A 12890-nucleotide genomic window follows, 5' to 3' on the forward strand; every position below is an offset into this window, starting at 1 on the left:
TCCTGCGGGCCTGGGCCCGCGATTCACATCCCGCGCACAGACTATCCCGGCGCCATCGTTCTACGATACAGAGACGTATCGAATACACCAGTGTATCGAACCCGCCCGAACTCCCTCCGGAGGAAACCCGTGTCGACACTCCTCTCCTCGCTCGGCCGCTGGTCGTTCCGGCACCCCTGGCGGGTGCTCGTCGCCTGGCTGCTCGTGCTCGGCATCGCCGGCGGCGCGGCGCTCGCCCTCGGCAAGGGCACGGACAACACGTTCTCGATCCCGGGCACGGAATCGCAGGCGGGCCTGGAGCAGCTCGAGCGCACCTTCCCGCAGGTGAGCGGCACGAGCGCGCAGTTCATCGTCGTCGCGGCCGACGGCGACAGCGTGACCGCTGCCGACTACAAGACGCCGATCGAGCGGACCGTGACCGACCTCGGGAAGATCGACGGAGTCCTCGCCGCCACGAGCCCGTACGACGAGCACGTGACGGGCATGGTCTCCGACGATCACTCCGCCGCGATCGTGCGGCTGCAGTTCGACGGCCAGGCCTCGGACGTCTCGGCCGCCACCAAGGACACCCTGCGCACCGCGGTGAGCGACCTCGAGAAGGAGCTGCCGCAGGGCTCCCGCGCGGTCATCGGCGGCGACCTCTTCTCGATGTCGATCCCGGCGATCTCGATCACCGAAGGGATCGGCCTGGTGATCGCGCTGCTCGTGCTGATCGTGACGTTCCGCTCGTTCGTCGTGGCGGGCATGCCGCTGCTCACCGCCGTGCTCGGCGTGGGGGTGTCGATGGCCGCGATCTTCGCCGCCACCGCCTTCGCCTCGGTCTCCTCGACCACTCCCCTGCTCGCGCTCATGCTCGGACTCGCGGTCGGCATCGACTACGCGCTGTTCATCGTCGCGCGACATCAGGATCAGGTGCGGGCGGGGGTGGATCCGGAGGAATCCGCCTCCCGCGCGACCGGCACGGCCGGATCCGCGGTGGTCTTCGCCGGCATCACGGTGCTGATCGCGCTCATCGGGCTCGGCTTCGCCGGTATTCCGTTCCTCACCACGATGGGGATCGCTGCGGCGGTCGCCGTCATGATCGCCGTGCTGATCGCCGTGACGCTGACGCCGGCCATCCTCGGCTTCCTCAAGGGCCGCGTGGCCGGCCGCCCCGCGGCGCCCCGCCGTGCCAGGAAGGGCAAGGCCGAAGCAGCCCCGCGCCGCCCGTTCTCGCAGCGCTGGGTGGGCGGCGTCACCCGGCATCCGATCCTCGTGGCGGTCGCGATCGTCCTCGGCCTCGGCGTCGTGGCGGTGCCGGCGGCGAACCTCGCGCTCGCGCTGCCCAACTCGGGCGTGCAGCCCCAGGGATCCGAGGCGCGGGAGAACTACGACCTCACCGCGGAGCACTTCGGCCCCGGCTTCAACGGCCCGCTCATCCTCACCGGCACGATCGTGACCTCGACGGATCCGGTCGGTCTCATGAAGGACCTGGGCGACGCGGTCGGCAAGCTCCCCGGTGTCGCCGAGATCGCGCTCGCCACCCCGAACCAGACCGCCGACACCGGCATCGTCCAGGTCATCCCCACGACCGCGCCGGACGCCCCCGCGACCGCCGACCTCGTGCGCGAGCTGCGCTCGCACCACGACGAGTGGCTCAAGAAGTTCGGGATCGACGTGAAGGTGACCGGATTCACGGCCGTCGCGATCGACATCTCGGATCAGCTCGGCGCGGCGCTGCTGCCGTTCGGCATCTTCGTGATCGGCCTCTCGCTCGTGCTGCTGACGATCGTGTTCCGCTCGATCTGGGTGCCCGTCACCGCGGCGCTCGGCTACCTGCTCTCGATCGTGGCCGCGTTCGGCGTGGTCTCCGCGGTCTTCGAGTGGGGCTGGTTCGCCGACGCCCTGCACGTCGCCCGGGTCGGGCCGATCATCAGCTTCATGCCGATCATCCTGATGGGCGTGCTCTTCGGCCTGGCCATGGACTACCAGGTGTTCCTGGTCTCCCGGATGCGGGAGGACTACGTGCACGACGCGGGATCCCGCAGCGCCGACCGCGCGGAGCGCCGGGCCGCCGCGCTGCGTGCCGTGCGCGGCGGCTTCACCGGATCCGCCAAGGTCGTCACGGCCGCGGGGCTCATCATGTTCGCCGTGTTCGTGGCCTTCGTGCCCGAGGGCGACTCCTCCCTCAAGCCGATCGCCCTGGGCCTCGCCGCGGGCATCGCGATCGACGCCTTCCTCGTGCGGATGACCCTGATCCCCGCGCTCATGGCGATCCTCGGCGAGCGTGCCTGGGAGATCCCCGCCTGGCTCGAGAGGATCCTGCCGAGCGTCGACATCGAGGGCGAGGCCGTGGAGCGCGAGCGTCACCTGGCCGACTGGCCGGGTGACGACTCGGTGATCGCCGCGGACGGCGTGACCGTCGCCGGCGCGATCGACGGGCTCGATCTGCGCGTGCCCGCCGGATCCGCCCTCGTGCTCACCGGCGGCGACGAGGCCGTGCGCCGCGCCGCCGCGCTCGCCCTCACCGCGCGCGTGCCCGCCGAAGGCCGCCTGCGCGTGGCGGGGCACCTGCTGCCGGGGCGCGCCGCCTGGGTGCGCGCGCACGTCGGCTGCGTGATCGTGGACGGCGGGACGGATCCGCTCCGCGAACTGCGCGACGCCCTGCGCGGCCGCACCACGCTCGTGGTGATCGACGGCGCAGACCGCCTCACCCTGGCCCAGAGCGAGCAGAGCGTCGCCATGCTGCGCGACGCGGCCCGCCGCGGGCCGCTCGCCGTGCTCGCCACGGCCGCCGACGCCTCCGCCGCCTCGCGGATGCTGACGGAGGCCGGGTGGGCGGATCCGCAGACGAGGGATCTCGACCACCCGCCGGTCGCCCCCGAACCGCCCGCCGGCGCCGACGCGCCCACCACCGACCTCGACGAGGTGACCGCATGACCAACCGCCTGTCCGCGCTGATCGAACGCGCCCGTTCGCACAAGCCGATCACCGCTCTCACGCTCATCGGCGTGCTGCTGCTGCCCGCCGTCCTCGGCGGCGTGCTCGTCGCGGCCCTGCAGGATCCCACGCAGCGCCTCGACACCATGACCGCCGCGATCGTGAACGACGACGAGCCCGTCACGGTGAACGGCCGGCTCGCCCCGCTCGGACGCCAGCTCTCGGCGGGACTCGTCGACGGCACCGGAAAGAAGGACGAGAACCTCACCTGGGTGATCTCGAACGAGAAGGACGCCGCAGCGGGCCTCAAGGACGGCACCTATCAGGCCGTCGTGCGGATCCCGAAGGAGTTCTCCGCGGCCGCGGTCTCGGGCGGCAGCGCCGTGCAGGATCCGACGAAGTCCGCCGAGAAGGCGACGATCTCGGTCACGACGGCCCCGCAGGCGCGCGCCGCGGACGGCCTCATCGCGAACCAGATCGCCGCGACCGCCGCGTCGACCATGGGCAGCGAGATCTCCAAGAGCACGCTGCAGAACGTGCTCCTCGGCTTCGGCACGCTCGGCGACAAGATCGGCGAAGCGGCGGACGGCGCCGACAAGCTCGCCGCGGGCGCCGCCTCCGCCGCGACCGGCGCCGCCGCGCTCCCGGACGGCGCGACCAAGCTCGCCGACGGCGCGGGCCAGCTCGCCGACGGCGCCTCGCAGCTCTCGAACGGCCTCGGCGCGATCGCGAACGGCATCACGTCGGCGCAGACCGGGGCGAGCCAGATCGGCGCTGGTCTCGCGCAGGGCGCAGACGCGCTGACGACGCCGGGCAAGGGTGTGACCGACCTCATCGCCGGAGCCAACCGGACGGCGCAGGGAGCCACGATCACCAGCACGGGCGTCGACAGGCTCGAGCTTGGCCTCCGCGACGCCGTCACCATGTGCGACTCGACCACGCAGGAGAAACTCTGCAGCCTGCTGAAGGAGCTCTCCGGCTCCGCGACTGAGACTCAGCTTGCGGCCACGGGAGCAGCTGCGGGCAGCGCCTCCGTCGCCGCGGGAGTCTCGGGATTCGCCGCTCTGCCCGGCCAGTTCCGCGCCGCGGCCGACGGCGTGAACCAGCTCTCCGCGGGGCTCGGCCAGCTCGCCGACGGCACGTCGCAGAGCGCGACCGGCGCGGGCAACCTCGCGACCGGCGCCACCGGGCTGCAGTCGGGCGCGACCCAGCTCTCCGACGGTGCGGCGCAGCTCAGCACCGGCATCGGATCCCTCGCGACCGGCACGTCGGGCCTCGCCTCGGGCCTGCACCAGGCGGCGGACTCGCTGCCCAAGCGCACCGACACCGAGGCGTCGTCGCTGGCGTCCGTCATCGCCGATCCGGTGAAGGCCGACACCTCGGGCGGGATGTTCGGACCCACCGCGATCCCGCTGCTCGCGGCCGTCGTGCTCTGGTTCGGCAGCCTGGCGTCGTTCCTCGTGATGCGGGCGTTCACGGCGCGGGCGCTCACCTCGCGCCGCGCCTCGGCCTCGCTCGCCCTGCGCGGGTTCGCTCCGGCCGCCGCGATCGGCGCCGCGCAGGGCCTGCTGGTCGCGCTCGTGGTCGAAATCGTCGCCAAGTACGACCCCTCGCGCTGGTGGGGCTTCGCGGGCGTCGCGGTGCTCGCGGGGATCGCCTTCGCCGCGGTGAATCAAGCCCTGGTCGCCGTCCTCGGCGGGGTCGGCCGCTGGATCTCCGCGGTCGTGGGGGTCGCCGCGCTCGGTGCGGGGATCATCTCGACGCTGCCCGGATGGCTCGCCACGATCGCCGGATTCCTGCCCACGTCTCCCGCGGCCACCGCGCTGCTGGGCGATGAAGGGGTCGGATCCGCGATCGCGGCGCTCGCGGTCTGGGCCGTGCTCGCCCTCCTCGCGACGACCCTGTCCGTGACGGCCCGCCGCACGACCTCGGTCCGGGCGGTGCTGGCGCCGGCGGTCTGAGTCCGGAAGCGGCAGGCGCGGCCCCACCTCCCCCGGGGCCGCGCCTGTCTTCGCTCCGCGACGGGGCGGGAGGGCGCGCGTCCGGGATCAGGGCGTCGCGGTGCGGATCCTGACCTCGCGCTCCATGCGCTTCTCGTGGCGCTGACGCCCCTTGATGGCCTCGGCCTCGCGGGTCTTCGGAGGGGCGTTCGTGACGAGCTGATCGAGCATCCGCCGGGTCGCCTGCGCGATCTCGTCGATCGCCTGCTCGAAAGCGGGGGTGTTGGCGCGCGACGGGTGCGTGGATCCGCTCACCTTGCGGACGAACTGGAGTGCGGCCTCGCGCACCTCGTCATCGTTCGTCGGCGGCTCGAAGTTGTGGAGGCAGCGAATGTTCCGGCACATGCCGCGACGATAACCCGGATCCGCGATTCAGGAAACGGCTGCGAGCGCGAGCGCGGCGACTCCCACCGTCGCGGTGGCGGCGCCGAGGCCCCACAGGGCGAACCGCCCCCACGGGATCGAGACACCGAGCGCCGTGACCCGGTGGTGCCACAGCAGGATCGCGAGCGAGGCCCAGGGGGTCACGAGCGGCCCGAGGTTGACGCCGATGAGCAGGGCCATGAGCGCGACCGGGTCGTGCGCGGCGATCGGCTCGAGCACGAGATACGCGGGGAGGTTGTCGATCCCGTTCGCCGTGAGCGCTCCGATGCCCGCCACGCGCAGCAGCTCGAGAACGCCGTGCCCGCTCGCGGCGAGGGGCGAGAGGAGCGCCGCGAGCCCCCGCACATGCGCGGCCTCGACGATCACGAACAGCGCCGCGGCGAGCCCCAGAGCCTGCCACGGGACCAGGCTCAGCCGCAGCGCCCTGCGCCTCCGGACGGCGAACAGCACGATCAGGATCAGCGCGGCGGCCGAGGCCGGGATCCAGACGTCGCGCACGAGTGCGAGCAAGGGCAGCAGCGCGACGAGCACGACGGCCGACACGAGGAACAGCACGCGGTCGGCCGGTTCGGCCTGCACCGGCGATGCGTACCGCCCGAACAGCGTGCGCCGGTGGGCGAGCGTGAGGATAACGACGGGCACGACTACGCCCGCGAGCGCGGGAGCCCAGCTCAGTGCGAGGAAGGCGAGCGGATCCGCGCCGATGGCCGGAGCCGCGAGCAGGTTCGTCAGGTTCGAGACCGGCAGCAGCAGGGACGCGGTGTTGGCGAGCCACACCGTCGCGAGCGCGAAGGGCAGCGGCGATACGCCCACGCCCTGCGCGAGGAGCACGACGACCGGCGTGACGATCACGGCGGTCGTATCGAGCGAGAGGAAGATCGTGCTGATCACCGCGAGGAGGATCACCGCTCCCCAGAGCGCGATCACCCTGCCACGTCCCCACCGGGCCAGATGCTGCGCGATGACGTCGAACACGGCGGCATCCCGCGCGAGCTCGGCGACGATCGTGATCGCGATCACGAAGCCGAGCACCGGGGTCGTGCGTCCCGCCAGCGCTCCCGCGTCGGCGAGCGGCAGTATCCCGCTGATCACGACGCCCGCGGCGACGAGCGCCAGCGCGATCACGGCGAGCGCGCCCGGCCGCAGCCAGGCCCGCCGAGCGCTCACCGCCTGCCCTGCGCGGTCGGGCCGCTCAGCTCAGGCCCGAGTAGACGTGCAGGCCCTTGAAGAACAGGTTGACGATCGTGAAGTTGAACAGCACCGCGGCGAAGCCGACGATCGACAGCCAGGCCGAGCGGGATCCGCGCCAGCCGCGCGTCGCACGGGCGTGGATGTAGCCGGCGTAGAGCACCCAGATGATGAACGTCCAGGTCTCCTTCGTGTCGAAGCCCCAGTAGCGGCCCCAGGCGTCGTTCGCCCAGATGGATCCGGCGATGAGGGTGAACGTCCAGAAGATGAAGCCCACGGTCGCGAACCGATAGGCGAGGCCCTCCAGGCGCTCCGCGGAAGGGAGCGTGGCGAGGAAGCGCGGTCCGGTCTTCGGCGCCTCCGCGAGCACCTTCGCCTCGCGACGCGCCTGCATGAGCTGGAACACGCTGAGCGCGAAGGCGAGGGCGAAGAACGCGGTGCCCAGCGATGCCACGAACACGTGGATCACGAGCCACACGCTCTTGAGCGGGTCGGCGAGCGGCACGACCTCGACGTAGAAGCCCGTGGCGGCGCCGCCGAGCAGCACCACGACGAGGCCGACGATGAAGGTGCCGAGGTACTTCAGGTCGAACCAGATGTTCACCGCGATGTAGACCGCGATGATCAGCAGCGTTCCCGTCATCGAGAACTCGTACATGTTCGACCACGGCACGCGGCCCGCCGCGACGCCGCGCAGCACCGTGCCCGCCAGGTGGAAGAGGAAGCCGAGCGTGGTCAGCGCGGTGCCGATCCGCGCCATGACGAAACGCTGCGGGGCCGATGCCGTCTTGCCCGCGCCGCCGGAACCGGTCGCGCGACCGGCCGAGGACGCCGGGGCGCCCACGGCCGCGCCGACGAGCTCGCGCTCCGGCACGACGGCCTTGGCGTCGGCGGCGACCTGCGAGCGCTTGGCGAGGTCGAACGCGTAGGCGATGAAGGCCGCGGCGTAGATCGCGACCGCGGTCCAGATCATCAGGATCGACAGGGAGTCGAAGTTCATGCTGTCAGCCTACTTCCGCGGAATTCCGCTGTCATCGGGCTCTGATTCGTCGGAGGTCGCGGTCTCGGCAGCCGCGGTGGTGTCGGGGACCGCCGCGGTCGCGCCGTCGGCGTCGAGCAGGCGCGCATGCCCGTCGCGCAGGTCCTCGACGGCGGCGGCGAGGGTAGGATCCTCGCCTCGGGCGAGGCCCGCGTATTCCAGGTGCACCGCGCCGTCCACGACGGTCGCCTTGACCCACATGCGCCGGCGCGGCACGAACAGCGCGAGCACGAGACCGAGGAGGGCCACGATGGCGAAGACCAGCACCCACTGCTCGGAGGGGTCGTGGTGGATCTGCAGCGAGACGTAGCGCTTGACGGACTGCGAGTAGTCCTTCGCGCCCTTCGGCGCCTCGTTGTCGAACGTGATCGTGCCCATGCCATTCGGCAGGGCGGTGGTCTCGCCGGGCGCGAGCTCGATCGACTTGGTCCCCGTCTTGCCGCCGGTGAGCTGCTTCATGGATCCGGTGTCGAGCACGTACACCGAACGCGGGGTTCCGTCGTCGATGCCGAGATCGCCGGCGAAGACGTTCAGCGTGAGCGTGGGGTTGATGAGGTCGGGGTAGACGGAGGTGAGGGCGCCCGTGGCCAGCTTCGCCGAGGTCGGGTAGAAGAATCCCTGAAGTCCGAGCTGCTCGGGGAGGCCGTCGGCGACCTTGACGATGCCGATCGACATCATCGTGCTGTTGTTCTGCGGCAGGAACGGCACCGAGTCGTGGAAGACGACGTCGCCCTTCGCGTTCTTGACCGTGATGGTGGGCGCGTAGCCGTTGCCGAGCAGGTAGACGCGGTCGCCGGCGATGCCGAGCGGGTGGTTCACCTGCACCTCGGCCTTGTGTTCCTTCTGTCCCGGCTCCGAGACCGTCACGTTCGCGGCGAAGTCGCCGGCCTGACCTGAGGACGACTTGTTCGGATCGAACGGCTGATACGTGACGTCGAAGGAGTCCAGCGTCATCCGGTAGGGCGCGAGCGCGTCGTCGGAGACGAAGCGGCCGCGGTTCATCGACGAGTAGTCGAGGAGGGTGTTGACGAAGCTCGTGCCCTGCACGACCACGCGCTGCCCGGTGTAGGCGAAGCTGCCGCCCACGCCGACCGACACGAGCACCCCGAGCAGGGCCAGGTGGAAGAGCAGGTTGCCCGTCTCGCGGGCGTAGCCGCGCTCGGCCGAGACCGAGAAGCCGCGCTTGTCGTCGTAGCGCTGCACGCGGTAGCGCAGTGCGCGCAGCTGCTTCTCCGCGATCGCGATGCTCTGCTCCGCGGCGGCGGAGGGGTCGGATCCGCTGACGGTGCGGGTCGCCTCGCGGTGGTCGTCGAGGCGTCCCAGCCGCACGGGCGTGCGCGGCGGACGCGAGCGCAGCGCCTTGAGGTGGTGCTTGATGCGCGGGATCACGCAGCCGACGAGCGAGAGGAACAGCAGCAGGTAGATGGCCGAGAACCACGCCGACAGATAGACGTCGAACAGCTGCATGCCGTCCAGGATCGGGAACAGATCCGGGTGGTCGGCCTTCCACTGCGTGACGCCGTTCGGATCCGCCATCCGCTGCGGGAAGATCGACCCCGGGATCGCGGCGATCGCGAGGATGAGCAGCAGCACGAGTGCGGTGCGCATGCTGGTGAGCTGCCGCCAGCCCCAGCGCAGCCAGCCGACGACGTTGAGCTTCGGGGAGTCGATCCCGTCGCCGCGGGAGTCCCCGTCGCCGTCGATGTGGTCGCTCGGGCGCAGCGGGTCGGTCGCGCGATCGGCGCCGGCCTTCTTCTTCGAGCCTTCGCGCTTGTTCGAGCCTTCGCGCATGGGATCCTTCACGGTCGCGGATGCCTCCGGCGTCTCGGGGGCCTCGGGCGCTTCGGCGTCAGAGCGGGAGTTCGACACTGCCGACCACCGCCCCGATGCTCGACATGATCGCCTTCCAGACGCCGGTCACCATGAGCAGACCCAGCACGATGAGCAGTGCACCTCCGACGATGTTGACGACGCGCACGTGGCGGCGCAGGAACGAGAGCGAGCGCGTCGCCCAGCCGAAGCCGAGGGCGACGAGCAGGAACGGGATGCCCAGCCCGAGCGAGTACGCGATGCCGAGCCACACCGCGCGGCTCACGTCGCCGACGTTGACCGAGAGCGCGACGATCGCGGAGAGCGTGGGGCTCAGGCAGGGGCTCCAGCCGATGCCGAGGGCGACGCCGAGCAGCGGGGCGCCGATGAGTCCCGCACGACCCGACACGTTCATCCGCACGGTGCGCTGGGCGAAGCCGAAGACGCCGATGAAGACCAGGCCCATGACGATGATGACCGCGCCGAGGATGCGGGTGATCAGGTCGCCCCAGCGCAGCAGGAACACGCCCGCCGTGCCGCCGACGACCGCCATGAGGATGAAGACGAGCGTGAAGCCCAGGATGAAGAGCAGCACCCCGAGCACCATCTGGCGGCGTGTGGGGGCCTTCGTGGTGCCGTCCTGCTGCGGCGCGGATCCGCCCACCGCTCCCCCGACGAAGCCGAGGTAGCCGGGCACGAGCGGCAGCACGCAGGGCGAGAGGAACGACAGGAGCCCGGCGAGCATGGCGACCGGAACGGCCGCCCAGAGGGCGCCGGATCCGACGATCGCGTCGATGTTCACGCGGTCGCCCCCCGCGGGGCGAGGATCGCCGCGGCGGCGTCCGTGCGGGCTGCGCTCACGCTCGTCACTTCTCGTCCAGCGCGTCCTGGACGAGCGTCTCGAGGATCGAGGCGGATCCGATCGGGCCGATCACCCGCGCGGCGACCCGGCCCTGCTTGTCGAGGACGAGCGTGGTCGGGGTGGCCTGGATCGAGGTGACCTCGGCGAACGCGAGCTTCGCGCCGCCGGTGTTCACGTCGATGATGCTCGGGTAGGTGACGCCGTACTTGTCGTTGAAGGCCGTGGCGGTGCCGGCCTGGTCGTAGGTGTTCACGCCCACGAAGGAGACCCCCTTGCCGTCGAACTTCTTCCAGACGGACTCGAGGTCCTTCGCCTCGACCCGGCAGGGACCGCACGCGGCGTACCAGAAGTTCACGACGGCGACGTCGCCCGCGATCGAGCTGCTCTCGAAGGCTTTGCCGCTCTCGAGCGTGCCCCCGAACGTCACGGGCTTGGTGCGGTCGGCGGGCTTGATCTCCTCGACGCGCATGCCGTCGGAGCCGATGTAGCCCTTGTTGTCGCCGTTGCGGTACTGGTCGGCGACGGTGTCGTTCGAACAGGCGGCGAGGCCGCCGGCGAGTGCGACGCCGAGCAGGGCCGCGGTGGTCCGGACGACGCGCGAGCGCCGGGATGAGCGTGCGACCCGCCGGTCTCCGAGAGTGTCAGTGGGCGCGGACGGGCGCGACGAACTCAGAGGCATGCTCGGAATCTTACGAAAAGACTCTATGCACCCGGTGGGCGGGGCCTGGACGGCGACCCGCCGCCGGGATCCCGATCCGCTCACACCGCGGGCGAGATGAACGCCCAGAGCAGCGCCCCGGCGTAGACCAGCGTGCCGAGCGAGGTGAGCGCGAGGGCGATCACGAGCTCCTTCGGCTCCCGGTACGCCCACACGATCACGAGCGCCGGCAGGAACGCCAGCAGCGCGAGCAGCCCCACCCAGGCGACCGGGTAGAACAGCGCGAGCAGCACGAGCGCGAGGAAGGGCAGGATCACGAACACGGTGTAGACGATCTGCGTGGCCCGCTTGCCGATCACGACCGTCAACGTGCGCTTGCCGACCAGACGGTCCTGATCGATGTCGCGGAGGTTGTTGGCCAGCAGCACCGCGCACGCGAAGAGGCCGACCGCGATCGCGCCGATCCACGCCTCCTGCGGCAGCTTCAGCGACTGCACCCAGGTCGTGCCGAGCGTGGCGACCAGACCGAAGAACACGAAGACGAAGACCTCGCCGAGCGCGTTGTAGCCGTAGGGCCGCTTGCCGCCCGTGTAGAACCAGGCGGCGACGATGCAGACCGCACCGACCGCGATCAGCCACCATTGCTGGGTGCGGATCGTGATGCCGATGCCGGCGATCGCGGCCAGCGCGAAGAACGCGAGACCCGTGTACAGCACGCTCTTCGCCGACACGCGTCCCGAGGCGGTGAGCCGGGCGGGACCGACCCGGTGCGCGTCGGTGCCGCGGACGCCGTCGCTGTAGTCGTTCGTGAAGTTCACGCCGATCTGGAGGCACACGGCGACCGCGAGGCAGGCGAGCGCGATCACCCAGTGGAACTGAGGGTCCCCCAGCCGCGCGGCGCCCGTGCCGACGAGCACTGGAGCGATCGCGAGCGGCAGGGTGCGAGGGCGGGCGGCGCCGATCCAATCCCCCAGGGTGACCGGCGACAGCTGCTCGACCGGACGCTTCGCGGGGTTGCCGGAACGGGAGCGCGCCGCAGGGCGCGCGGACGCGGGTGCGGTCTTCTTGGTCTTGCGGTTCGCCACGCAGGAATCCTAGCGGCGGCGGGTATGCGACCACCCGAGGGGGCGTCGATCACGATGTGATGTGTTTGTGATGTTTCGCCTGGTGAGGGGGTGGTTTTCGGGGTGGGAATGTCGGTGGTCCCGTGTTGACTTGACTCATGACGAACACGGTGGGTGCGGTGGTGGATCCCGGGGTCGATCCGGTGGATCCGGTCGCGGTGCTGCGCCTGTTGAGGGAGGGTGTGGCCGCGGCGGAGGCGACGATCATCCGGTTCCAGGCGTTGCGGGACGCGCAGCTCGGGGCCGCGCAGCGTGTCGCGGGGGAGATCGCCGCCCGGGACGCGGGTGCAGGGCCGGTGCGGGGCGAGGCGGTGGATCTCGCGACACGGTCGGTCGCGGCGGAACTGGCCGGGGTGCTGCACATGTCGGATCGGGTGGTGCAGGCGCGGATGGCGCGGGCGGCGGACCTGATGACCTTCTACCCGGAGGTGACCCGAGCGTTCGGGGAGGCGCGGATCAACGCCGCCCATGTGCGGGTGATCCAGGACGCCGGTGCGCGTCTCGATGAGACGGTGCGGGCCGAGTTCGAGCAGATCGCGGTCGCCGCTTCGGAGGGCGAGACACCGCATCGTGCGAAGCGGATCATCGAACGCGTCGCGGAACGCCTCGCCCCGCGGAGCCTCACGGACCGTCACCGGGACGCGCAGCAGCACCGGAGGGTGTGGCGGGAGGATCTCGGTGACGGGCAGAAAGCCCTCGGCCTGATCCACTCCGCCGCTGTGATCGACGGGATCTACGACCGGCTCACCCAGCAGGCCCGAGCGGTGAGCGTCGCGAACGTGCAGGCCGCGAAGAACGCGGCCGGTGGGGTGGCGCCGGATCTGGGCGGGCTCGGCGACCCCGGTGACGACCGGACCATGGATCAGCTGCGCGCGGACTTGTGCGCCGACACCCTCCTCACCGGGAC

The 12890-nt window shown here is 71.2% G+C and carries 9 protein-coding genes and 1 pseudogene; 3 read left to right on the plus strand and 7 right to left on the minus strand.

Annotated features, from left to right (window positions below):
• The first annotated feature begins 129 nt into the window (after positions 1–129).
• Positions 130–2919 carry an MMPL family transporter gene (locus tag ACIPY5_RS07075; protein ID WP_400968380.1) on the plus strand — a complete coding sequence of 930 codons (2790 nt, stop codon included), beginning with the start codon at positions 130–132 and terminating at the stop codon, positions 2917–2919.
• Positions 2916–4880 carry a YhgE/Pip domain-containing protein gene (locus ACIPY5_RS07080; protein WP_400968383.1) on the plus strand — a complete coding sequence of 655 codons (1965 nt, stop codon included), beginning with the start codon at positions 2916–2918 and terminating at the stop codon, positions 4878–4880. The genes ACIPY5_RS07075 and ACIPY5_RS07080 overlap by 4 nt, the downstream gene beginning before the upstream one ends.
• 87 nt (positions 4881–4967) lie before the next feature.
• On the opposite strand, the gene ACIPY5_RS07085 is transcribed toward ACIPY5_RS07080, so the two are convergent.
• The 7 genes from ACIPY5_RS07085 to ACIPY5_RS07115 all read right to left on the minus strand — a co-directional run bounded on the left by ACIPY5_RS07085 (position 4968) and on the right by ACIPY5_RS07115 (position 11944).
• Complete coding sequence (locus ACIPY5_RS07085; protein ID WP_400968385.1) at positions 4968–5264, minus strand: DUF2277 domain-containing protein; 297 nt, start codon at positions 5262–5264, stop codon at positions 4968–4970.
• 27 nt (positions 5265–5291) lie between these two features.
• On the minus strand, positions 5292–6470 hold the full coding sequence (locus ACIPY5_RS07090; RefSeq protein ID WP_400968388.1) for an SLC13 family permease: 1179 nt from the start codon (positions 6468–6470) through the stop codon (positions 5292–5294).
• A gap of 25 nt (positions 6471–6495) precedes the next feature.
• A complete protein-coding gene (gene ccsB, locus ACIPY5_RS07095) occupies positions 6496–7491 on the minus strand; it encodes a c-type cytochrome biogenesis protein CcsB (RefSeq protein WP_400968391.1) in 996 nt (331 codons plus the stop codon).
• Between the two features lie 9 nt (positions 7492–7500).
• On the minus strand, positions 7501–9321 hold the full coding sequence (locus tag ACIPY5_RS07100) for a cytochrome c biogenesis protein ResB (RefSeq protein WP_400968394.1): 1821 nt from the start codon (positions 9319–9321) through the stop codon (positions 7501–7503).
• 58 nt (positions 9322–9379) lie between these two features.
• Positions 9380–10141 carry a cytochrome c biogenesis protein CcdA gene (locus tag ACIPY5_RS07105; RefSeq protein WP_309342264.1) on the minus strand — a complete coding sequence of 254 codons (762 nt, stop codon included), beginning with the start codon at positions 10139–10141 and terminating at the stop codon, positions 9380–9382.
• A 64-nt stretch (positions 10142–10205) separates the two neighbouring features.
• Positions 10206–10880, minus strand: a complete 675-nt coding sequence (locus ACIPY5_RS07110; RefSeq protein WP_309342266.1) for a TlpA disulfide reductase family protein — start codon at positions 10878–10880, stop codon at positions 10206–10208.
• Positions 10881–10960: 80 nt separating this feature from the next.
• Positions 10961–11944 (minus strand): 1,4-dihydroxy-2-naphthoate polyprenyltransferase, encoded by a 984-nt coding sequence (locus ACIPY5_RS07115; RefSeq protein ID WP_400968398.1) that lies wholly within the window; start codon positions 11942–11944, stop codon positions 10961–10963.
• A 137-nt stretch (positions 11945–12081) separates the two neighbouring features.
• Between ACIPY5_RS07115 and ACIPY5_RS07120 the strand changes: the two are divergent.
• A pseudogene (locus tag ACIPY5_RS07120) lies at positions 12082–12890 on the plus strand (HNH endonuclease); the annotation flags it as partial.

This window comes from Microbacterium sp. NPDC089698, assembly GCF_044749045.1.
Lineage (GTDB): Bacteria > Actinomycetota > Actinomycetes > Actinomycetales > Microbacteriaceae > Microbacterium.